The organism is Flavobacteriales bacterium, assembly GCA_019694795.1.
GTDB lineage: Bacteria > Bacteroidota > Bacteroidia > Flavobacteriales_D > UBA2798 > UBA2798.
Genome location: JAIBBF010000046.1, coordinates 1 through 22,704, shown reverse-complemented (window position 1 = coordinate 22,704; position 22,704 = coordinate 1). Strand labels below are relative to the sequence as shown.

The following is a 22,704-nucleotide window of genomic DNA, read 5'->3' as shown; positions in this document are numbered from 1 at the left end:
AAGGACTCGCTGACAACACTGTCTTTTTTTTCTTCTTTCGGCTCAGCTTCGCTACCACAGGCAGCCAAAAATACGAGTAGGGGGAGGGCAATCTTTTTCATGCGGACTAATGATAAAACAAACATACAAAATGCCTGAATTGGATTTACATTTCCAACTCTTTTCGCAATTTCTGAGGCAGCGATGCCACCACCAACTGGTAAGAATGATCGATTAATTGATAAAATTCTTTTTGGTTCACATCTGAAGCCGTTTCTACCGTGTTCCAGTGTTTTTTATTCATGTGGTAACCCGGTCGGACTCCGGAATATTTTTCGCGCAACTCCATCGCTTTTTCAGGATCGCATTTGAGGTTTACGGATTCGAAACTTTCTACATCGGTAAGCGCAAACATTTTTCCCATCACTTTAAACACCAATGTTTTTTCATCGAAAGGGAACTCCTCCGTAACACCCGGTTTGGCTATGCAATAATCGCGAAACTCCTCTATGTTCATTATTCTGATTTTAACGGGAGTATTCTTCCTGATTTAATTTCGCTCAGCACCACCATGGTTTGCATTTGTCCGATCTCTTCGATGCGACTTAATTTGTCGGCCACCAGTTTTTCGAATGAGGGAATATCTTTTACCACCACGCGCAACTGATAGTCGAAATTTCCGGTTACCTGCAGGCATTCCGTTACCTCGGGAATTTTATTTATTGCCGATACGAAATTTCGCATGGCATTGTCTTTTTGCCGGGTAAGTGAAACATGAATCAGCGCCGTAAAGCCGAGTCCAACCTTTGTTTTATCTACATTGGCATGATAGCTTTTTATGATTCCTGCGTTTTCGAGTTTTTTCACTCGCTCCAGTGTAGGAGCAGCAGAGAGTCCCACTTCCTGAGAGAGTTGCACATTGGTAATCTTTCCCTTTTCCTGAAGAATACTAAGTATTTTTAAGTCGATGGAGTCAAGATGCAGTGCCATAGGTTAGGGTTTTAAACTGATTACGCAAGATTTAGATTTTGGTTGCCGGGCCAGTTAATCTTTTACAAAAAATGTGATGTGCCACCCACCTCTTAATTCTCCATTGGTATAGTCCCTGGCCTTATCCAGAGGATATAAACTATCAAGCACCTGCAGTGTATTGTCCTGGATGTTTTCTTTGATTTTACCATGGCAATTCAGGCACAATGGCTGAATGAAAATGGGTTTCATGACGTGTATTTTCCCCTCTTCGGTATAAAAGCCATAACCGGGAGTATTTTGTTGTTCCCAGGCCTTTTGCCATTCTTCCAGAATCTTTTTTTCGTCGTCGGTTGGAGTATTCCCAGGGTTGCGTGGTTTTAAACTTGTTCGGCGCACATGTATAAATTCTGATTGATACATGGCGGTTAAGGGGTAGGCATTCAGCTGACAAAAAGCAACAGACTGGTGGGGACCGTTTTCTGCCATTTTTTGTTTGAGTGTTGAGCTCAGCGTGTCGAATGTCATTTTAATTATACTATCCGCCTCATGAATGTAATAGGCCGTATCCGGCGCCATAAATTCTTCCGTTTTATTTTCGGTTCCAAGCGGATGTTTCTTTTCCGTAGAACAGGCGATGATAAAAAGAGAACAGCTTATCAAATAGAAAAGTGATTTCATTTTATTTAAGGTTGAGCGGGTATAGAATCGGTTTACTCGGACTGGCATCATTTTCGAATGGGGCCACCATGAGGTTAAGCAGGTATTTCCCATCAGGAATATCGTCGGCCACAAAAATCATTTCCGTTATGGTTCTTTCAAATGCCGTATTAGCAGGGTAATTCCAGAAGGCATGGTGCGATAATAATTTTCCTTCATCGTTTTCACGGTCCACCGAGGGCAGATCAATTAATAAATGTTCAATCCCCATTTCGAGCAGGTAGTGAATGGTTTCCGGCAATAAATAGGGAGGATTACTGTTGGAGTAGTTCCGTTTTAATTTTGCTTTTTCATTGGGAAGGGTCCGTATAACTAAAGCTTTAGTTGATCCTTTTTCGAGCTTCCCTTTAAAATGTTCAGGTGTTATTACCCGATCTCCCTTTTTAGAAATTTCTGTTTCTATTTGCACTTCTGTCGGTTGAACGCTGATTAATACGGCAGGAAAAAAATATTCCCTGAGTGTCATGTTGATGGAATAGACCGTTTTGGAAATATGTCCCACACATTCAGTATGTGTTCCGTTTCCGTGTGGATTAAATTTGATGTTTCTGAAATTGGTAGATCCTCCTTCTTCAACACTGCCAATGTAACCGCCCGAACGAACCACTTCAATTTCTACCGGATTTACATACCAGGCAGAACTGGAAGAGGGATCCGGGGAAAAGGGCATGGAAATATCTCTTCCTGCAGCGGTGTCTATACTATAAGTGCGTTGATCGAGCTCAAGTAAAAATTTCATATTTAAAAATTATAGTGATATGGGTAATGGTGTCCTCTTCTTCTTCTGTTTTTTGTCTTTTCCGTAATGTTTAAGTTAATGTTGTATGTTTCTGTTTTCAGAATTTCTCCTTTATTGAATGTAGTTTCTGTTATGTTAATGTTCTTTTTGGCGTACTCTAATTTTGAAAGTATATACGGATCGCTCATGTCGAAACAAGTTTGGTCTTCGAGGTGAAGTCCGCTTAGATCGCCTTCATACCATTTCCCATCTTTCTCACCTTCTACATACATTCCAATCCCGCTTAAACTTCCTTCGGTATTAAATTCTTTCCAGCCCCCCGTTTTTTTGTAATTGAGCATTTCTCCTTCGGCTTTTTTTCTTCCCATATGATCGTACTCAATAAAGTGTCCGTTCCCGTTGATCAAAGTTTGATTTCCCTTGGGATCAAAATAGTTTACAAAGCGGATGCGTGGATTTGGAACTGATAATTCCGTAACGCAGTTATAGGTCATTTCGTCATAAATACTCCAGCCTTCTGATCTTTTTTTGCCGTTGGAATAGAATTCCTCTACCCAGGCCTCAGCTCGAATATTGTCGCCACCTAGTACCAGTTGGTTGTTTTGCTTTGAATAATCGATGGATGAAATCAGGATTTTATTTTCATCATATACTTTCCAGTTTCCGGCGTGTATTCTGTTTTTTATTTCTCCCTCCAGTCCAATATTCCCATTTTTTAAGTAGCCGGTCAACTTAAAATGCGAAAAGCTGAGGTTGATGCCGCCATCATAATCCGTGCGGGCGTTTTGGCGGACAAGCAGAGTGTTTTCTACATTCGGATTTGGAATGCTGAATTGTTTATAGAATTCTCCCGATGGTGAAATGCTGTCTTCTTTATTGATTTCGTAGCTATATTTTAAATACGTTGTTCCATTGGATGGGGCATAATATTGTTTCCATGTTCCGGTGAGAAATCCGTTTTCAAACTGACCCGAATTCATGGTTTCACCTTTTAAATAATGATTATAATTTCCATTCGGTTTTCCATGGTTAAATTCAGCAACATATAAATGGTTGATTGATTTTACGGTTTCATATTTTTTGGTGGACTTATTGTAGAAGTAATTGTCTTTTAAAGTAAGACTCATCGCTTTTCCATGGGGGAGTCCTTTTTTGTATTCCACATAATTGGTGAGGTGACCGCTAGTGGCATATTCTTCATGGGCGCCGTTTTTTTTGCCGTTTTCGTAATGACTAAATTCAGCAATGGACCCATCGCGGTAATAGCGAACATCATCGCCATTTAATTTATCGTTAGCATAGTTTTGGTATCTTTTTAAGTAGTAAACTTTTTTCCCTTTGAATTTTTTCCCGCATTTTTTTAGTTCCTGTCGGAGTTGCTTTGATCGTAAATATTCAAGCTCATACTGCAATTTATTTCCATCGTATTTTCCATTTTGGAAATGGGATTCTTGCATGATGAAATTATCGTTATAGTCACGGACATACCCGTGTTTAAATCCATTTTTCATTTCGATAACGGAGTATTGTGAGTACTCAGTTCCATACATGGAATATAGTGTTAAATAGTCGCCCTCCGCAATTATTTTACCTTTTAGTTTTTTGTTTTTGGTATCGCGGTATTCCAGGGTTCCACTAAATGGAATTTCCTTATAATAGGTTCGTGTAGCATTATGATAAAACACTTCCAGTTCTTCGGGATTCATTCGTGCAATGGATTCTTTCTCCAGTTTGTTTTTTATTTTGTATTCATTGCTTTCACTATAATCGACCAGTTCCTGCAAGGTAAATTCAATAGGAATTCCCTTAAATATATAATCGGTTTTTCGTGCTAAATCTCCGTTATGTGTTTTATATACGTAGGTATACCGGAGTATTTTTGAAGTTGTATCGAAGCTTAAATTTTCAATGCTTCCATTATAGGTTAGTGAATGGTATTCATTGATTAAGATTCCCGATTGAGGCTCCAGATATGTATATTTTCCGTTCCGGCTGTAAATAAGAATTTTTTCCTTTTGCGATTTCACATATTCCAGATCCGGAATTCGCAAATATTCAACGGTATCCTTTCTTAATCCGTATTTACATTTAGCCACTAATGAGCTTCCTTTAAACCAATAGGTGTCGGTTAACTGACCAAGGGAGAAATATTCTCCTTTGAAAAGTGCATTTTCATTTTCAACATTGGGTTCCAGCTTTGTAAGTATAAAACGTGGTTTACCGCCTTCCCAATACAGCGTATCGAAATAGAGAATATTACCATTACCGTATAACACATCATATAGACGCGTTCCGTTTTCTGCATAGGCTCTGCTGTGTCCGTTTTTTCTCGAATAATCTCTGGTAATTTCTGAAGGAATATAGTGTACTTCATTCAACAGAAGCGCATAATCGAAATAAGGTTTGGCGGGATTGCCGGTATCTATGGGGTTATATTCGACTTCTTTTTTTAGTTTACCATTTGGGTGATAATACCGCTGGGTTCCGGATCGTTCGCCATCGTTGTACATCTCTTCATTCAATAAAATTCCTTTTTTTGAATAGGAAAGTTCTTTTCCCCATTGAATGCCTGATTTATATTCGATGTAATAGGAGAGTTTCCAGTTTTTTTCTGCACTTTTTGATGAGTAATAGGTTTTCCATCCGCCCTCTTTTTCATCGTTCACGTAATTACCAAAATCTATGGTATCTTTTTTAGGGTTAAAATAACAGGCGGGGCCTTCTTTTTTATGGTCCTTAATTGAAAACACAATTGCCACCTTTGTGGAGTCGCTGTACTTTTTTATTTTTTTCATTTTCCATAAGGAAAATTTATAGCGGTAGTAGGGTTTAAAATAAATTACGTATTTGCCGTCAGGTAGCGCTCCGAAGTAGGGAACAATTTCCGGATTTCGTTCTTCGGCGGGATAGGGATAAACAAATAATTCTTCATTTCTGAATGTTGCTTTGCGGATGTTTTGTGCAAATACGGACAGCGATGAAAGTATCAACAATAAAAAAACAGTAGCTTTTTTCATAATGCAATTTAAGCAATTAGACGATGAAAAGATCGGAGGCAATTTTATCGGCCAAAAGTCTGCTTTCTGATTTGAGCAGGAGCCGTTCATTTTCTATAATGAAATGATGCATTAGCGTTACATATTCTTTGCGGAAATGATTTAAAACCTCTTCGCCGAATTGTTCAAGAATTTCTTGTTCACTGATCCCGAACATTGTACGGAGTCCGGTCATAATGTATTCATTATATCGTATTTCGCCGGTAAGCTCTTCCTTTTCCCAATAGGAAGAACCTGCATGGATCGCATCGATATATTTTTTATTGTTGGAAACGTTCCACCTTCTGTTTTTTCCATCGTAAGAATGAGCGGATGGTCCGATGCCGATGTAAGGCACTCCTTGCCAATAGGCGGTATTATGACGGGAAAAGAAATTGGGTTTGCCAAAATTTGAAATTTCGTAGTGAATGAATCCGTTTTTTTGGAGGAATTCAATCATGAATAAAAATTGTTCCGATGTCAGATCTTCTTCTACAGCCGAAATTTCTTTTTTCATCACCATGTGATGCAAGGCTGTTTTTGGTTCTACGGTGAGGCAATAAGATGAAATATGATTGATGCCTAAATCAACCGCCTGTTGTAAATTTTTTTTCCAGTCCTCCATGGACAATCCCGGAATACCATAAATTAAATCGATGGTGATGTTGTTGATTCCTGCCTGTTTGGCCTTGCTCACTGCCGACAGCGCTTCTTGTGCATTGTGAGCGCGGTTTAGAAGTTTAAGATCTGCATCTCTGAACGATTGAATACCGATACTCAGACGATTGATTCCTGATTGTACCCATGCACTTATTTTATCGTGCTGAAAATCGTCGGGATTGCTTTCTAAGGTTATCTCTGCATGTTCGGAAATTGGGAATGTAGTACGAATGGTTTGAATGAGTGAATCCAATTCCTCATTGGAAATCATACCCGGTGTCCCCCCGCCGAAATAGATGCTTTGCATGGGAGCATGATTCCATTCGTTTTTGCGCTGGCCTATTTCAAGTTCCATACTGCGCAGCAATTCGGACTTAAACCGAAGTGAGGTGGAAAAATGGAAATCGCAATAGTGACAAGCCTGTTTGCAAAATGGAATATGCAGGTAAATCATGGCTTCTTTTTTAGGACAATCCTGAACGTACTTCCTTTTTCCGGTTCCGATTTTAAAACAAATATTTCACCCTTGTGATAATGTTCAATAATTCGTTTTACGAGGGAGAGTCCTAATCCCCAACCTCTTTTTTTCGTTGTATATCCGGGTTCAAATATGGTTTTGAAATTTTTATGCGGAATGCCTTTACCTGTATCGCTGATGTCGACAAATACTTTTTGTCCTTCTTTCCCAAATGAAACGGAAATTTTACCTTCTGCTTCCATGGCATCGACTGCATTTTTTATCAGGTTTTCGATGACCCATTCAAACAGCGGTGTATTGATGTTGGCCATTACCGGAAACGCTTCCTCCACAACGTGAATTTCAACGCGATTGGAAATGCGTGGACGTAAATATTGCAGTGTTTTTACTACGACTTCCTGTACATCTACCTCTTCCAATTTTGCTTCCGATCCAATTTTCGAGAAGCGGTCGGTTATCATTTGCAGGCGCTGGACGTCCTTGTTCATTTCATCTATTGCCATTGGATCCACACCTTGTCCTTTTAACATCTCGATCCATGCAATGAGTGAGGACAAAGGTGTTCCCAACTGATGTGCCGTTTCTTTTGCCATTCCTGCCCATACCTGATTTTGTTCTGCTCTGCGGAAGGTGGAAAAGATGAGGTATCCGATTAGGATGAAAAGCGTAATGATGAAAATCTGGATATAGGGGAAATATCGCAATTGAGTAAGCACTTCTGAATCGCGGTAGAAAATATATCCTGATTCGGTTTCATTGAGTTTAACACGGATAGGTTCATTCTGTTCCGCCATTTCGCTGATGAGCTCCTGTAGCTTTCCGGGTGTAGAAATTTCTACTGAATCGAAATTGGTTTCAATAACTAAAGTTTTAGTTGAATCCGTAAAAATTACCGGAACCAATGCCTGATTTTTAACCAACTCCTGTCTGAAGGTTTTACTTAATGAATCCTTTTTTTGTTCTAATTCCTCAATTAAACGCGATTCGCGGTAGTAAACGGTATTAATGGGTTTACCTCTGAAATTTATTTCGATGGGTGGATTGGTGATTTTCCATTCATCGATCATTTTATAAACGGTGTCTTCAAAAATCCTGCGCGCCTCTGTTCTGTACCATAACTCATCGTGGTCGGGCTGCGTTCGTTTTAATTGCTTGCGTAAGGAATCTTCACTGATATCGATATTGAGCGAAGAAGCATAACGTCCTTTATTGTCTGTTAATATAACCGGGATGGTTTTATTTTCCTGAACAATTTCAATGGCAAAAGTATAGTCGGGCAAGTCCTTACCCAATTCCCGCATGGCTTTTGCCCAGCGGCGGACATTTTTCCGTTCTTCCTCCCGGAGTTTGTCGAACAATTTTCCGGTAACATAAAGTTGATTCACCGTAGAGCGAACAGCGTCTGACCAAATTCGTACCCTTAAGCGTTCATCGTCGCGAATTTTATCCACTATGCGATTCGAAAACCAAAGCGAGGCCGCAACAAGGACGAGTGCTGCAAATAGCAACACCAGTTTCCATTTTTGTTTTCGCGAGTAGAGATTCAAACTACAGTTTTACAAGGGATGAATTTACAAATAAAGACTTAGAAGCGGAAGCTATTCAATCTCGATTTTGGTCTTTTCCTCTTCATCGGTGGCACCCAGCTTTTTCTTTAACTTATTAACCTTCTCTTTATTGTCCTTTTTCTTTTCTTCTTTGGGTTTTTCTTCGGGACTTTTTTCTGTACCGGTATTTTGATCCCATTCCAATAGAAACTTGACTTCCTCTTTCGGTGTTTCTTTAATCTTTAGTGTACTGTCTTTTTTAAAGAGTCCGAACTCTTCTTTCATAATGGCCTTGATGTTTTTAATTTCCTCCTGGTTATAGGCCTTACGGTCTGCTTTTCGTTCTTCGGAATCGCTTTCGAATTGAGGGTTGTTCAGATCCCCAAACATGTGGATATAAACCTTAAATCCTGTTCCATCATCCACAATATAGCCGTACTCATTTTCTGTTTCCTGGATGAGGAGTTCCATAAAGCGGAAATTGATGTGATAGTCGATCTGATTATCGAAATGATGTTCGCCTGATAGTTGAACCGTAAGGGCGGAGGATTTGATGTCCATCTCCGGAATGGTGATGATTCCATTCTTGATGCTGATGGTGTTTTTTAATTCAGAAAAGCGGATGTTATTCAGTCGTTTTTCCAGATCGTCGATGTTTTTACCCAAAGCCACTTTTATTTTTTTGTCTTTGCGCATATAATCCGCGATGTCTTTAAACGACTGCAATTCGTTCAACTCACCATTTTTAAGCATCACTTGTGCAACGGATACAATTTTATTTTGATCAATTTTTAATGTCGGATCCATCACCATTCCGAAGGATACGGTGGCGGAAAGTGTTCCTTTTACATTTTTATCGGTGACAACCTCTTGTCCGAAATTTTTAAAGAGAACGAATGTTTCTCTGATGTCCATATCGGAAATGTTTACACTGGAGGTTACAGCAAAAGCTTCGTCGCTCCTTCCGTCGATTTCCAAATTTCCGGTGCAGAGTCCTTTGGCAAACAACAGTGACAATCGGTCGCCGCTGAATACTTTGTCGATGAGTTTGAAATTACCTCTCAGGTTTTTCGCTTCAAAGGTGGAGTATTCAATTTTGTTGACCGAAGCATTCAGATTAAAATTAATATCGGAAGGGAATTTTAGTCGACTGTTATTTTTTTCATTGACCTTCGGTTCCTTTTCCGGTGCAGCTGCCAATAGATCATTTAAATCGATGAGTTCCGATTGTAAGTCGGCCACCACATTAAGTTTTTGTTTTTTCAGCAAGAGATAGGGCACCAGGTTTTGAAGTACACCATTGATCATGATGTCGCTTTTGCCCAGATTTCCGTTTAGATTTTCTACGAATGCATTATTTCCCTGCAATGAAAATTCGCCGTCGAAGCCGGAGTATTTTACGGGATGGTCTTTTAAACCTAATGCCATTTTTTCCACACGTGCATTTCCGGAGGCAGATTGAATATCCATACTCCAGGTTTCCGTTTCCTTGTCGAGCACAAATCGACTTTTTACTTTGGCGGAGACGCTTAAAAATCCTTCTGTTTGTTCTACTTCTTTAAACTTAAAGAATTGATGTAAGGCGCGAAGATCAAAGTTTCCGTTGAGGGCTGCATCCATTTTAGGATTTTCGAAATCTTGAAGCAGTATTTTTCCGTTGAACGGAGCGTCGTTGAATTTTCCCGATAAATCCTCCAATAGTAATTGATCTTTTTCTTCTTTTTTCCCCGCAATTAATTCGCCCTTGAAATTTAAATTTTTGAGTCGGACCCCACTCGTTTTTTCATGCAGAGAAGCATTCTCTATATTAAAAGAGGCCTTTACTTCCGGATGATTAACGGGGCCGTGTAATTGTGCAAAAAACTTCAATTCTCCTTCGGTGCTGTATTGTTCCAGGTCGTCACCCAACAGCGAGGGGAAGGTTTTTAGCAAGGAGTGAATGTTTATTTCCTTTCCTTTAATGTTGATGTTGCATTCACCATTGGTGGTATCGGATAAACTTCCTTCCACATCAAAATTCATGTCACCCAAACGGAACCGGCCGGTGTTAAAACTGATCAGGTGTTTATTCCGGTTAATGTTCAGGTTAAAATCCAGTTCTGTTTTTTTATTTTTAATAAAGGTGATGCCTTTGCTCTTGAAGTGAATGATTTCTGTGTTGACTTTACTTTCCAGATCATAAACATCTTCAGTGAAATTCCCTTTTAACCGGAGTTCCTGCGATTTGAATTGGTAATCCTGAAAATTGGTTTTATTTCTATACGATATTTTCGCGTTTTCTAAATGAAAATCTTTCAGTTTAAAACTAAAGTTTCCTTTTTCTTTGCTTTCGGAACTTTTCCATATCACATAGTTCTCATTGCCTTTCTCGTCGATATATAAACGCAGATCGGCATTTTTCATGGCAATTTTTTCTACCGAATAATCATTACTCAGGAGGTCCCACAAACTGAACTGCAGATATAATTTTTCGGTATACAGCAGCGTATCGCGCAATTTGTTTACCTGGGGCGGATCTTTAATGATTACGTTGGTAAATTCCAGTGAAGCGTAAGGGAACGTTGAAATGAGGTTCAGATCAATCGATTCAACGCGGACCTCGGTATTCAGGTAGCTGTTCAGGTATTCGACCGCGTAATTTTTAATCTTGTCCTCAAACAGAAACACAAGTAGGGCGACCAGGAGGACCAGCGATAAGAAAACAAGGGTGATGGCCCGAAGAATTTTCCAGGTTTTGCGGATTACCGTCTTTAAAACATTCCTTTTTTCTTCCATACAAATCCGTGCACAAGGTAGTTCTAAGGAGGGGTGCAAATCGATCGCATAGCGGGGTTTTTTGCAAGGTGACTTGTTAATTGAGCTATGGATCTGTGGGATAACGGGAAATTTATATATTTAGTTTATGAAGTCAGTATTTCGCGCTCAGCTTGAAAGTCTTATTCCTTTAGAGGAAGACCATTGGAAGGAGTTGGAATTACGTTTAGAACTCAGAACCCTTAAAAAAGGAGATGTTTTGCAGGAGGCAGGCAAGGCTAGTTTAAGCATGAACTATGTTGTTTCCGGCGCCATCCGCTCATACCTTTACCTGGAGGGGAATGAAATAACCTGGAACTTTTATTTCCCCGGAGGAATTGCCACCGACTTCCAAAGTTTTATTTCCGAGGAGACCACGCCTCTTACGTTTCTGTCCATCGATCAGAGTATGGTTATTTCTCTACCTAAAGATCAGGTGGCAGAGCTTTACCGAAAAGTCCCTGCTTTAATGCAGCTTGAAACCTTGTTTGCAAAACGTGCGTTTTTGGATATGCGTCAGCGCATGGAATCTTTTTTACTTCAATCGGCAGAGGAACGTTATGTTTCTTTAATTGAAAAAAATCCTGCCTTGGTGCGAAAGATTCCGAATAAGGATATTGCCACCTACCTGGGAATTGCTCCTCAAAGTTTAAGCAGGATAAAACGTCGTTTGTTTAAGAGTAAAAAATAAACGTGCATTAAAGATTTCCGGCAGCAATCCAGGAGGTAGTCCAGGCCGCCTGAAAGTTAAACCCACCTGTTACCGCATCGATGTTTAATACTTCGCCGGCGAAAAAAAGTCCGGGAATTTTTTTCGATTCCATGGTTTTCATATTCACTTCATGAAGGGATATACCACCACAGGTGACAAATTCATCTTTAAAGGTGCTTTTTCCGTTGACGGTATACAAAGCATGTGCTAATTCATCGGCCAGTTGGTCCAGCTGTTTATTCGACATACTTGCCCATTTTAACTGATCGATGGAAAGGTGCTCAGTGAGAGATTTCCATAGTCGTGCAGGAATACCAAATTGCGGATTGGTTCCGCATATTTTTTTACCCTCGAGATCACGTTGTTTTTTCAGACTTGTCTGTACCTCTTTTAAGGGAATGCCTGTCCAGTTAACCCTCAAACTAAAATTATAGTTGATATCTGCCAGTTCCCGTGCAGCCCAGGCGGAACATTTTAAAATGGCAGGACCACTCATTCCCCAATGGGTAATCAGTAATGGTCCGCGGCTGATTACACTTGAATTTTCGGGTTGAACGATTGCATTTGGAACGGATAATCCGGGCAGCTCTTTTATTCGTGCATCATTGATGTTAAAAGTGAACAATGAGGGAACGGGAGGAATAATTTCCATATGGAGTTCTTTGAGTATGTCCCACATTTTTGGACTACTTCCCGTTGCTAATAAAACAGTATCGGCATTCATTAATCCCTGCTCTGTATCCAATTGAAATCCGTTTTCATTCTTTAGGATGCGCTGTACTCCACATGCAGTAATAATTTTCACCCCCCTTTTGCGGCACTCGTTTAAAAAACAGTCGATGATGGTTTGAGATTTATCGCTTTTGGGGAAAACGCGGTTGTCTGCCTCCGTTTTTAATTCAACCCCTCTTTGTTGGAACCATTCGAACGTGTTGGTGGGCATAAACTGGTGAAAAGCGCCCAACAATTCTTTTCCTCCACGAGGATAAAAGGTGATCAGTTCTTCAGGAACAAAACAAGCATGAGTGACATTGCAGCGACCGCCTCCTGAAATTTTTACTTTACCCAATAACTGATTGCTTTTTTCCAGTACCACAATTTGGGCATCAGGATTTAATTCAGCTGCCCGAATGGCCCCGAAGATTCCGGCGGCGCCACCTCCTATGATTATAATTTTTTTCAATCAACTAATTCTTTAGTTGAATGGTTTTCATCCGGCAGAAACAGTCCTCTGGAAGTGCTATACTGATAGTGTTCTTCCCAGTGATCCTGTATTAATTCCAGCTTATCATTTCTGCGGGTTGACTCATGGTGCACCAATAAATCGTAGAATCCGTTTTTGATGATCCATTTAAGATCGGCCTGCTCCAGATAATAACCGGCGTCTTGTTCTTCGATAGCGCCTGAGTTGGTGTTGAGGGTATTGATGCGTAAAATTTCTTTACCGAATTCGTGCGTTAAATCGATGAGTCGGGTCATTTCCATTAACTGTCCCTGCGCCATAAATGATCCGTTAAGGGATAGGCAATAGTGATTTTCTCCGTAGGCAGTTAATTCGTAAGGTTGTAAATCGCCCCAACTTCCATGTGCGCACATTAATTTTTCGAAGGCATATAAAGACCACAAATTATCTTCTGTTTTTTTAAACTCACCGATGCCTATCCATGGAGCACAAACGTGACCATCACATTTTTCTCCGTTGCTGTAGATGGTGCTTACAAAGACAACAAATAGATGTTCTTTACCATAGAGCTGCAAGGTGTAGGTGGTATCAATTACAGTGGCCAGTGTGATGTTGTGAAAGGGACCGATATTCACCAGGTCTTCAACATCCGGAATCCACCAGCCTGTGCCGTTTGCTTCGATGGAATCGCAGTTAAACAGTTCCCGGAGCATTTCGTTATTGGCTGCTGCAAATTGAGGAATTTCGGTGGAGGAAGTGGTTTTGAGAATCACCGAATCGCTGCTTTCCGGAATATGGGCCGGAGTGATGGGTCGGCGAGGTTTTACGTTGCAGGACAACAGCAAACAGAAAAATAAAATCGGATACAGAATTCGCATGGGGCAAATATAGGGAAGTTCTATACCAAACTATTTCGGACAAGCATGAACTTTTTCAGTTTTGCGAAAGTATTTTTTTCGAAGAATGTACACTTCTTTATTTCTTTTTTTCCTGAGTTGATCTGAGGGTAGAACAAAGTACTGATCACCCGATACAATATAAAGCATTGGTCTGAGCTCAGGAAAATAATCCCGTGTAATGTACAGGTGTTTCGTATGTAGTTCACCGTCGGGCAGTAATTTGATCACCGTTTGAATGGTGGTATCGTAAACGAAATACAAACTATCGATTTCATTTTTACGGGAGATAAAACGGGTTTCGACCCCTTTGTCGCAAAAATTTTTCATAATGGCATCTACATTCCATCCGCGGAAATCTTCTATCTCGATGCGGTAATAAGGCTTCCCGTTTTCAATTACGATTTCTGCACTTTTTCCAATGGGTTCCCATACCGTTTCTCCCCGGGAATTTATAGTTGATCTGAATAGCTCCATGGTACTATCCTTATCCGGTGCCGGGATGAGGAGGATGGCTTTTTTATTGGGACGATCAATGGATTGGTTGTTCAATTGGACATCTATAAACACCATGCCTCTCGTATTAAGGCATTCGCCCAGTGTAGTCAATAAATCGATCCGGCAAAACAAACATCGTACCAGTGAATTTTCGCCTATTCCTATTTCCGTTAGCGTTACCGTGCTTTTTTGCGAAAGACTATTCGGAGGAAAACGAAGAATACTTCCGTATTTCCCTTTTACTTCCCAGGCCCCCATATCATCAGGAATTTTTTCGACAGGAGGTTCAGTGATGCTGGTGTTCAATTTAGGACCCAAATACACCTCTACCCGGCGATTATTTGCTTTAGCAGAATTCGAATGTCCTTTTACAAGCGGTTGATTTTCGCCGAATACACCAATGGTGATTTGATCTGTTGGAATATTGTTTTCAGAAAGCGTTCTTGCCACCGAGCGCGCTCTTCTGTCGGATAGCTCCATATTCATCAGAGAGTCGCCATCGGAGTCGGCATGACCAATGACGATTATCCGGTATTGTCCGCTGATATCCCGATGGTTTGTTATCCACTGCTTAACTATATCGTTTTGGTGGATTCCATTTTCTTCGGCGCTGTTAAACTGGATTTTAAACAACAATGAATCCTGGGCACTGCTGTGTGATGTTGCAAGGATAAAATATGCCACCAAAAACATGAACTGCACCATAGAAAAAGAAAATGGTTTTGGGCGGACTTGTTTTTTCACCAGGGTGAAATTCGGATGAACGGTCATATGAGTAAATATAGGGAATGAACTTGTCTTGAACAAATTGTATTTTGCATAAAAATTCATTCTTATGAGAAGGTTCGGATTACTCTTTGTTTTTATTTCATCTTCCCTATGGGCACAACGAAATTTCACCATGGAAGAGGCCGTGCTTGGCGGAAGAGCAGAGTTGGCGCCTCAGCGTTTGCGTCACCTTCAGTTTAGCTATTCCGGCAATGAAGTTTCCTTTGTGGATGATACAAAAGAAAATCACGAATTTATTCTGATTAACAAGGACGGTAAACGCACCTTGTTGTTCCGCCTGGATGAATTTAATGAGGCAATGAAAAAAGCATCCTTGAGAGAAGGGAAAACGTTCCCGTTTATGTATTGGAAATCGAAATCGCAACTTGAGTTTGTTCATTCGGATTATCACAAATGGAATTTTGATATTGCAACAAAGAGCATTCGTAAATCTGATGACACTACTGCCATCCGCAATTTTGAAAACGGAAAATCGTCAACCGATGAAAAATGGACGGCCTATACACAAAACAATAATTTATTTATTCATCGCGACCATAAAGAAGTTCAGTTAACGAATGATGGCGGATATGATGTTGTTTACGGTCAGGCCGTTCACCGGAATGAATTTGGTATTGAAGAAGGAATTTTTGTTTCTCCTTCTAATTCTTATTTCGCATTCTATCGGATGGATCAAAGCATGGTAACGGATTATCCGATTATCAACTGGCTCGATCAACCGGCTAAGAATGAAAACATCAAGTATCCTTTTGCGGGAGATAAAAGTCACCAGGTTACCATTGGCATTTATTCCTTAAGCAACAGCAAAATTCATTATTTGAAAATAGAAGGCGATCCTGAACAATACCTTACCAACATACAATGGTCGCCCGATGAAAAACTGATTTATGTAGCACTGGTAAATCGCGGTCAAAATCACATGTGGTTAAATGCCTATGATGTGGCAACGGGACAAAAGGTGTCGACACTTTTTGAGGAAAAAGATGATAAATACATTGAGCCCATGCATCCGATGATGTTTGTAAAAAACGATCCCAATCATTTTATCTGGCAAAGTAACCGAGATGGATTTAAGCATTTGTATTTATATGCAAAGGACGGAAAACTTGTTCGTCAGTTAACAAAAGGAGAATGGGAAATAAAGGAACTGAATGGATTTGATGAAAGCGGAAAATATTATTTTTTTCATTGTAATATCGATTCTCCCATCAGCAATGATTTATGTAAAGTTGAACTGAGTAGCGGTAAAGTAACGCGTTTAACTAAAAATTCGGGTACGCATAATTGTGTGTTGAATGAAAAAGGCACAATGGCGATCGATTATTATTCATCACCCAAGGTGCCCAGAACAATTTCTGTATTGGATTTAAAATCGGGCAAATCGATAGAAATTTTTAATGCGCCGGATCCTTTAAAGGGATACAACTGTGGTTCGTTAAGAATGTTTTCGATTAAGAATAAAGAAAACACGGATTTGTATTGCCGCATGTTTTTGCCGGTAAATTTTGACTCAACAAAAAAATATCCTGTGGTTGTGTATCTCTATAATGGTCCACATTCTCAATTGGTCACCAATTCCTGGCTAGGTGGTGCCGACTTATGGTATCATTACATGGCGCAACAGGGCGTGATTATGTTTACGCTTGACGGAAGGGGAACTGACAATCGCGGTAAAGCATTTTCTCAGGCGATTCATCGTCGTTTAGGGAAAGCGGAAATGGAAGATCAAATGAGTGGTGTGGAGTGGCTAAAAAAACAAACCTATGTGGATGCATCACGAATGGGTGTACACGGATGGAGTTTTGGTGGATTTATGACATCCTCGTTAATGACCAGATATCCCGGTGTATTTAAGGTAGCCGTGGCGGGTGGTCCTGTTATTGACTGGCGTTTTTATGAAATTATGTACGGGGAACGTTACATGGATAGTCCACAGGAAAATCCTGCAGGATATAAAGAAAATAATGTGTTAAATCACATCGGAAAATTAAAAGGAAAACTGCTTTTAATTCACGGTACCGATGATGATGTTGTGGTGTGGCAACATAGTTTAATGCTGCTTCATAAAGCCGTAGAGCAGGATGTGTTACTGGATTATTATGTTTATCCCGGACACAAACACAATGTTCGCGGAAAAGACAGAGTTCACCTGATGAAAAAAATCAGCGAATACTTATTGGACGAATTAAAATAATCAAGGATAAATTTCCTCGATTTTTTTGCGGATGATTTCGGCGTTATAACGATCGAAACAATTTTCCGGCATTTTCCATTCGTTGGATTCTACTTCCTTTAAATAATCATTGAACAGAGGCTTTAATGCTTTACCTCCTTTTTCTGCCACCATCATCATTGCATCTTTAGCCTCCTGGTTCATCACTTGGGTTTCCCAATCAAAAGCCGGAGTGTTATCCATACCCATCATCAACCAGCTGGTTTCGTAACTGAGTTCGTCCAAAACATAATTGCGCATTACAAATGGACCGTTTTGCAATAATTTTTCTGCGGCAAGAATGCGCTCTGCCAGTTTGCTGAAAGGAATAGATAAGCCAGCATCGTAAGCGATTTTGTCTTCGTATTTTTTTCTGTAATCGAGAAAATCTTTCATGGGTTGACTTACCTTCTTATAAAATTTATTGTGCAGGTAATCCCAACTTAAGGTATAAAACGCCATTCCTTCTTCGGAGTCCATTCCAATTCCCAGATGCACATAATCGTGAAATCGTTCTCCGTCAACATAACCGTTTTCTGAAGGAGGATCAATAGCTGTTACACGTTGAATAGCTTCGGTAAAGGTTAAGAATAAACTATCACTTTGTGCTTCGGTCATGGATTCAAAAACATCCTTGTATTTGATTAAGCAAGAATCAGGATCCTCAAATTTTTTCGCATCAGCCAAACAATTCAACAGGTCTTGCGGACCAGCCACTACTACACTGTCTTTCGTTTCAACTTTGTTTTCCGATTCCGTTTTTTGCGAACAGGCCGATAGAATTAATGCGGATAAAATGAAAAAATGATATTTCATGGTTCTTTTATTTTATAGGCAATATATAACAAAGGGTTTAAATATGATGCCGGTCATTGTTCCAATTTGTCCTTATGCTCAATTTGCAGGTAAATCGCGTTTATGAAAGTGTTTTTACTCCTTCCTGTTTTTCTTTTTTCCGGACTCCTCAGTTATTCGCAGTCCTGCACCATGCCCTCCGATTCGGCAACCTTAACCTGGTTTAATACGATTTATACTTCCGGTTGTAGTTTTTCTACCATGAATGCCAATGATCCTGTTGTATGGTTATCGTCCGATTTATTTTACTCCGACGAAATGTGTGGTGCTTGTCTGGAGTTAAGCACAGATATTTCTTCCACCGTGGTGAAGGTGGACGGAGAGTGTACGGGTTGTCCGAATGGTCATATTGACGTCAACAAACCGGCTTATGATTTGATTGCACCATCCATGAGCGGAAATTACCGGGCAAAGTGGACCATGACGGAATGTCCTTTTGCCACCAATCTCCAGATTGCCATTACTTCATCGTCGAATCCCTGGTATTTTTCGGCAACACTAATTGACCATTTGTATCCTGTTTCAACGCTTGAATTTTGGAACGGCACGAATTATAATTTTATTCTGCGAAACAGTAATAATCAATTCGAAGATCCCATGGGAATAGGTTCCGGTCCTTTTCAATTTCGCATCACGGATATTTTTGGTCACGTGATTGAAGTTATGAATGTCCCTTTATCCAGCGCAGTGTTCGATTCCGGATTACAATTTGATCAATGCGCCAATCCTTCTTCCGTTGATGAAATGAGTCAACCGCTCATTCGTGTTTATCCCAATCCGGCAAATTCTGTGGTGTATTTGCTAAGCGAAAATAAATCGGAATTAAGCGATGGATTTAATTATTGGATTACGGATTTATCGGGAAAACAATTTTCAAATGGAAGAAACAATAGTTTTCAAGCCATCGATATTTCTTCAATGCCTGCCGGTTTTTATTTTATGAATGTAAATATTAAAGGAGAAGTTTACCGTTATAAAATCGTCAAAGAATAATTTTATACGGATAAATGTAAATCGCGGAGTAGTCCTTCGAATTCGTTTTTCTTATCACGCGAAATGGATACGCTGCTCTGATTATCCATGATGATATTGTTTTCACCCCGGTGATATTTTTTAATGTAATTCAGGTTGATCAGGTGTGAACGGTGAGGCCGGTAAAAATTCTTTTTGTTTTCGAGAATATCCTCAAAGAATTTCAGGTTTTTGCTAACCACTAATGTGGAGCCATCGTTGACATGAACCGATGAATAGGCGCCATCGGCTTCTATTAATATTATTTTGGCGGTTTCTACAAATAGGAGTCCATCCCCCATAGGGAGTGCAATCTTTTTGATTTCATCTGAAGAAACGGTTTCTTTCAGAATTTCAAGTTTTTGTTTTATACCATGCCGGTGGTTTCTGTTTTTTATTTTTTCCAGTGTAGCGCGAATGGAATCAACTTCTACGGGCTTTAAAATATAATCGGTGGCCGACACTTCGAACGCGCGCAATGCATATTCCGAATACGCCGTTACGAAAACAATATCAAAATCGATTTCCCGGAAAAAATTCAGTAATTCAAAACCGTTGTAATCGGGCATTTCAATATCGAGAAATACCACATCCGGTTTATGCTTGTTAATGGATAAAACGCCATCGGGAACATTGGAAGCCATATCTGCCACTGTAATTTCCGGAACATATTCCCGAATGAGTGTACTCAATGTTTTTCTCGCTCTTTCCTCGTCGTCGATGATGATGGCTTTTAAAGTTTCCATGTTGTAAATATATAAACAAAGCGGAGAGGCTTTCTCCGCTTTGTTGGGATTTATTTTTTACCAGCTCACTTTCTGATTCAGTTTTTCTACTCTGCCGTCACTTCCGTTAGCACCGGCACGCGGGTATTGAGAAGAACCTGATCCACCTCTTCCGCCTGTGTTTCTAGTATTGATGTTGTAAGACTTTACGGAAGGATCAATCACGATAGTGATATCACCGCCATGTGTTCCGTCTTGTGCAGGTTTACTGGAAGAAGCGTTCCATCCTTTTTGTCCGCAAGTTTCAACATTAATTCCTGACCCTTCATTAATTCTGAAATGGCGAAGGATACTTCCGTCTTTAGGATTGATGGCTTTGCATTCAATCAAATTCTCTCCGGTAACACCGTGTTTTACGGCTTTAATTTCTACACGAATATTTCCGCCGGTAACACGTACAGCATCGGAACGAAGTTGAGCGTTGTAATCGAGCGTTACGTACCCGCTGTAGTCCATTGCAAAATCGACAGTTGCGCTAACGGATGGGTAATATTTCGATTTTACGGTTAAAGTAACTTTATCTCCTTTAATGGGTTCTGTGTCCGGAATGGTGATGGTGCTACCGTAAATAGCTTTCACTTTTCCAAAAGGACCATTAACCATTTCCGGAAGTCCGCTCCAGCTTACTTCGTATTCATCAATGTAGCCGCCTTTTTCTGTAGAAATTTCAGATCCATCCTTTAGGGTAGCCGTTACGAAAAACGTATATGATTTTCCCTGTTCAAATTTTTGTGCGGAAGCATATACTTTCAGCTTTGTTACATTTCTGTTTTGAGTGGTGAACTTTGCTCTTTTTTCAGCCTCTGCTTTATCGGCATTTGCTTTTTCTGTTTCACGGATCTTAGAAACATAAACATTCGCTTGTTTGAGGTAGTTCATCCATTCGTTTTTCACCTCTTCTTTAGTGATGTTTTTAATAACGGATTTATCGGGATGGTAAACATCAATACGCGGACAATTATCTCCTTCAAATGCTTTTTCTACTTCTTCCGGTGTAGAATAAGGGACCGGATGATATATCATAAATTTTCCGGTGAACACACAATTATTGTAGGATGAACCTTTATAAAATAATGGATAAGGACCATCAGCGACCACATATCCACTGAACTTACTTATTCTTCCTTTGTCGTCTCTTATTACTTCTCTAAATAAATCTGCACTTGGAACCGGTGTAGTATTCGGCCAGATGTTGGAATTTTGTAAGGTGGCTTTAAAGAATTTTTTGCCTGAGTTGTAGAATGCCTCAGCCATTACAAACTGATCATCGCCTCCTTTTACTTCTACCTGTTTTAAACCGGTAGTGTCGGGTTTAGATGAAACGGATTCTTTCATCATTTTTTTCATTTCCTTTAAGGTCTGTGCATCAGCCTGAAGGAATAAGCCTAGGGATAGGCAAGTCGCAAACAAGATTGATTTCATTTTTTTCATTTTTTTATGCCACAAACCTAATCGTGGTAAAAAAAATTACTGAAGACGGTTTTATGAATCGTCGGTTTGAATTTATGAACCGTTAATGCGGGAAATGAATGGTTACCAGCGTACCTGCAGCAGCACCATTATCATAAAGGTCTGTTATTTCAATGGAAAAATCCTGTCGGGTGTAATTTTTAAGTAACTCAAGTCTTTTTTCCGTTGCATCACTGGCAAATGAATGATGGTGCCTTTGCTTAATTTCATCCGAACGTTTTCGGCCGATGCCATTGTCCTCAATAATGCAGATTAAATGATCGCTTTTCGAAAACCGGATTTTTAATTCTTTTTCCCCTTTTTTATGTAGCAATCCATGTTTCATGGCGTTCTCTACATATGGTTGTAATATCAGGGGAGGAATCATCGTTTCTTCATCGTCGATGGTGGAGTCGACATTTATTTCATAATTAAATTCTTCTCCAAACCGTAATTTTTCCAACTCAAGGTATAAATTCAATATGGAGCATTCCTCTTTTATTGTGATAAATTCTTTTCCTGATGCGTCGAGAATTTTGCGCATTAACTGACTGAATCGACCAAGATAGCGGTTAGATGCTAAATGGTCGTTCGACAACATTAAATCTTGAATCGAGTTCAGGGCATTGTACATAAAATGCGGATTCATTTGCGCTTTTAATGCAGTTAATTGAGAGGAAATTAATTTCTTCTCTAACTCATTTTTTCTGCGCAGACTCCGGATCCGTAGCGAGTAAATAAGGGTAATAATGGCAATGGCAAATATGGAGCTTAAGAGATAAAACCAACCTTTTTGCCATAGGGGTGACTCTACGCTCAATGGGATGGTGAGTTGTTTACTTTCCTGTCCGGATTCATCCATTGCTATAATTTCGATATTAAAATTACCGGCAGGAAGGGAAGTGAAAATCGCGCGAGGATTGTTATAACTGGTAACGGTCCAGTTTTCATCCAGTTCTTTTACCCGGTATTTAAATTTTAAATCTTTTCTGGAGGAATAATGTATCCCTGTAAATTCTATAGTAAGATTATTGAAATTGTAGGGGAGATGAATTTCCTCTTCTATTCCGAAGGTGTCTGAATCCGTATGAATAAGGTCGAGAAATAATTCCGGTGCTTTCCGTTTCTCTTCAATTAAGGAATCCGGAAAATATACCAACCCGTCTTTTGTACCCAGAATAACGGTTTCTTTGTTTTTAGTGATGTCATATGTTTCGGATGCTTTTAATCCGAGGTTCCTGCTTAAGCGAAAAAGTGTATCCTTATATAAATCGTAACGGTACAAATAGCTACCGGTCGAAATCCAGATTTCCTGGTTTTCTCCGTACATGGAGCGGATGGTGTTGGATGCATTAAATACATCCCGGTATTTTCTGGATACAAAGCGGCCATCT

At 39.8% G+C, this 22,704-nt stretch carries 18 protein-coding genes; 3 read left to right on the top strand and 15 right to left on the bottom strand.

Going from position 1 to position 22,704, the window contains the following annotated elements; all coding sequences use genetic code 11:
• Positions 1 to 145 precede the first annotated feature (145 nt).
• From K1X56_11915 to K1X56_11880, 8 genes are read right to left on the bottom strand one after another with little or no spacing between them, the layout of a single operon-like run.
• Positions 146 to 496 (bottom strand): MmcQ/YjbR family DNA-binding protein, encoded by a 351-nt coding sequence (locus K1X56_11915; protein MBX7095421.1) that lies wholly within the window; start codon positions 494 to 496, stop codon positions 146 to 148.
• Positions 496 to 969 (bottom strand): Lrp/AsnC family transcriptional regulator, encoded by a 474-nt coding sequence (locus tag K1X56_11910; GenBank protein MBX7095420.1) that lies wholly within the window; start codon positions 967 to 969, stop codon positions 496 to 498. The genes K1X56_11915 and K1X56_11910 overlap by 1 nt, the downstream gene beginning before the upstream one ends.
• A gap of 54 nt (positions 970 to 1,023) precedes the next feature.
• Positions 1,024 to 1,629 carry a DUF3365 domain-containing protein gene (locus K1X56_11905; protein MBX7095419.1) on the bottom strand — a complete coding sequence of 202 codons (606 nt, stop codon included), beginning with the start codon at positions 1,627 to 1,629 and terminating at the stop codon, positions 1,024 to 1,026.
• 1 nt (position 1,630) lies between these two features.
• The gene (locus K1X56_11900; protein ID MBX7095418.1) at positions 1,631 to 2,407 is read right to left on the bottom strand and encodes a cyclase family protein; all 777 of its coding nucleotides are present in this window, start codon (positions 2,405 to 2,407) and stop codon (positions 1,631 to 1,633) included.
• 2 nt (positions 2,408 to 2,409) lie between these two features.
• A complete protein-coding gene (locus K1X56_11895; protein MBX7095417.1) occupies positions 2,410 to 5,424 on the bottom strand; it encodes a hypothetical protein in 3,015 nt (1,004 codons plus the stop codon).
• A gap of 16 nt (positions 5,425 to 5,440) precedes the next feature.
• A complete protein-coding gene (gene hemW, locus K1X56_11890) occupies positions 5,441 to 6,556 on the bottom strand; it encodes a radical SAM family heme chaperone HemW (protein ID MBX7095416.1) in 1,116 nt (371 codons plus the stop codon).
• Entirely contained in the window at positions 6,553 to 8,127 is a 1,575-nt protein-coding gene (locus tag K1X56_11885; protein ID MBX7095415.1) for a HAMP domain-containing histidine kinase, read from the bottom strand. Before K1X56_11885 ends, hemW begins: the two co-directional genes overlap by 4 nt.
• A 51-nt stretch (positions 8,128 to 8,178) precedes the next feature.
• Positions 8,179 to 10,902 (bottom strand): AsmA-like C-terminal region-containing protein, encoded by a 2,724-nt coding sequence (locus K1X56_11880; protein ID MBX7095414.1) that lies wholly within the window; start codon positions 10,900 to 10,902, stop codon positions 8,179 to 8,181.
• Between the two features lie 127 nt (positions 10,903 to 11,029).
• Here K1X56_11880 and K1X56_11875 point away from each other — a divergent pair, with 127 nt between their 5' ends.
• Entirely contained in the window at positions 11,030 to 11,611 is a 582-nt protein-coding gene (locus tag K1X56_11875; GenBank protein ID MBX7095413.1) for a Crp/Fnr family transcriptional regulator, read from the top strand.
• A 7-nt stretch (positions 11,612 to 11,618) separates the two neighbouring features.
• Here K1X56_11875 and K1X56_11870 read toward each other — a convergent pair whose 3' ends face one another.
• From K1X56_11870 to K1X56_11860, 3 genes are read right to left on the bottom strand one after another with little or no spacing between them, the layout of a single operon-like run.
• Complete coding sequence (locus K1X56_11870) at positions 11,619 to 12,815, bottom strand: NAD(P)/FAD-dependent oxidoreductase (protein MBX7095412.1); 1,197 nt, start codon at positions 12,813 to 12,815, stop codon at positions 11,619 to 11,621.
• Positions 12,812 to 13,693, bottom strand: coding sequence for a hypothetical protein (locus K1X56_11865; protein MBX7095411.1), 882 nt, complete (start codon positions 13,691 to 13,693; stop codon positions 12,812 to 12,814). Before K1X56_11865 ends, K1X56_11870 begins: the two co-directional genes overlap by 4 nt.
• A gap of 30 nt (positions 13,694 to 13,723) precedes the next feature.
• The gene (locus K1X56_11860; GenBank protein ID MBX7095410.1) at positions 13,724 to 14,980 is read right to left on the bottom strand and encodes an OmpA family protein; all 1,257 of its coding nucleotides are present in this window, start codon (positions 14,978 to 14,980) and stop codon (positions 13,724 to 13,726) included.
• Positions 14,981 to 15,044: 64 nt separating this feature from the next.
• Between K1X56_11860 and K1X56_11855 the strand changes: the two genes are divergently transcribed.
• On the top strand, positions 15,045 to 17,192 hold the full coding sequence (locus K1X56_11855) for a S9 family peptidase (GenBank protein MBX7095409.1): 2,148 nt from the start codon (positions 15,045 to 15,047) through the stop codon (positions 17,190 to 17,192).
• On the opposite strand, the gene K1X56_11850 is transcribed toward K1X56_11855, so the two are convergent.
• Positions 17,193 to 18,026 carry a hypothetical protein gene (locus K1X56_11850; GenBank protein ID MBX7095408.1) on the bottom strand — a complete coding sequence of 278 codons (834 nt, stop codon included), beginning with the start codon at positions 18,024 to 18,026 and terminating at the stop codon, positions 17,193 to 17,195. It abuts the gene before it with no gap.
• A 102-nt stretch (positions 18,027 to 18,128) separates the two neighbouring features.
• Between K1X56_11850 and K1X56_11845 the strand changes: the two genes are divergently transcribed.
• Positions 18,129 to 19,058 carry a T9SS type A sorting domain-containing protein gene (locus K1X56_11845; GenBank protein MBX7095407.1) on the top strand — a complete coding sequence of 310 codons (930 nt, stop codon included), beginning with the start codon at positions 18,129 to 18,131 and terminating at the stop codon, positions 19,056 to 19,058.
• A 2-nt stretch (positions 19,059 to 19,060) separates the two neighbouring features.
• Here the strand turns inward: K1X56_11845 and K1X56_11840 are convergent, their stop codons facing one another.
• From K1X56_11840 to K1X56_11830, 3 genes are all read right to left on the bottom strand, one after another.
• On the bottom strand, positions 19,061 to 19,822 hold the full coding sequence (locus K1X56_11840) for a LytTR family DNA-binding domain-containing protein (GenBank protein MBX7095406.1): 762 nt from the start codon (positions 19,820 to 19,822) through the stop codon (positions 19,061 to 19,063).
• 57 nt (positions 19,823 to 19,879) lie between these two features.
• Complete coding sequence (locus K1X56_11835) at positions 19,880 to 21,283, bottom strand: hypothetical protein (GenBank protein MBX7095405.1); 1,404 nt, start codon at positions 21,281 to 21,283, stop codon at positions 19,880 to 19,882.
• A 91-nt stretch (positions 21,284 to 21,374) separates the two neighbouring features.
• On the bottom strand, positions 21,375 to 22,704 hold a 1,330-nt coding region (locus tag K1X56_11830), incomplete at its 5' end, for a histidine kinase (protein MBX7095404.1).

Excerpts from the sequence above, each read along its gene's own strand:
- K1X56_11915 (MBX7095421.1), bottom strand. The coding sequence starts at position 496 with ATGAACATAGAGGAGTTTCGCGATTATTGCATAGCCAAACCGGGTGTT.
- K1X56_11910 (MBX7095420.1), bottom strand. The coding sequence starts at position 969 with ATGGCACTGCATCTTGACTCCATCGACTTAAAAATACTTAGTATTCTT.
- K1X56_11905 (MBX7095419.1), bottom strand. The coding sequence starts at position 1,629 with ATGAAATCACTTTTCTATTTGATAAGCTGTTCTCTTTTTATCATCGCC.
- K1X56_11900 (MBX7095418.1), bottom strand. The coding sequence starts at position 2,407 with ATGAAATTTTTACTTGAGCTCGATCAACGCACTTATAGTATAGACACC.
- K1X56_11895 (MBX7095417.1), bottom strand. The coding sequence starts at position 5,424 with ATGAAAAAAGCTACTGTTTTTTTATTGTTGATACTTTCATCGCTGTCC.
- hemW (MBX7095416.1), bottom strand. The coding sequence starts at position 6,556 with ATGATTTACCTGCATATTCCATTTTGCAAACAGGCTTGTCACTATTGC.
- K1X56_11880 (MBX7095414.1), bottom strand. The coding sequence starts at position 10,902 with ATGGAAGAAAAAAGGAATGTTTTAAAGACGGTAATCCGCAAAACCTGG.
- K1X56_11875 (MBX7095413.1), top strand. The coding sequence starts at position 11,030 with ATGAAGTCAGTATTTCGCGCTCAGCTTGAAAGTCTTATTCCTTTAGAG.
- K1X56_11865 (MBX7095411.1), bottom strand. The coding sequence starts at position 13,693 with ATGCGAATTCTGTATCCGATTTTATTTTTCTGTTTGCTGTTGTCCTGC.
- K1X56_11860 (MBX7095410.1), bottom strand. The coding sequence starts at position 14,980 with ATGACCGTTCATCCGAATTTCACCCTGGTGAAAAAACAAGTCCGCCCA.
- K1X56_11855 (MBX7095409.1), top strand. The coding sequence starts at position 15,045 with ATGAGAAGGTTCGGATTACTCTTTGTTTTTATTTCATCTTCCCTATGG.
- K1X56_11850 (MBX7095408.1), bottom strand. The coding sequence starts at position 18,026 with ATGAAATATCATTTTTTCATTTTATCCGCATTAATTCTATCGGCCTGT.
- K1X56_11845 (MBX7095407.1), top strand. The coding sequence starts at position 18,129 with ATGAAAGTGTTTTTACTCCTTCCTGTTTTTCTTTTTTCCGGACTCCTC.
- K1X56_11840 (MBX7095406.1), bottom strand. The coding sequence starts at position 19,822 with ATGGAAACTTTAAAAGCCATCATCATCGACGACGAGGAAAGAGCGAGA.
- K1X56_11835 (MBX7095405.1), bottom strand. The coding sequence starts at position 21,283 with ATGAAATCAATCTTGTTTGCGACTTGCCTATCCCTAGGCTTATTCCTT.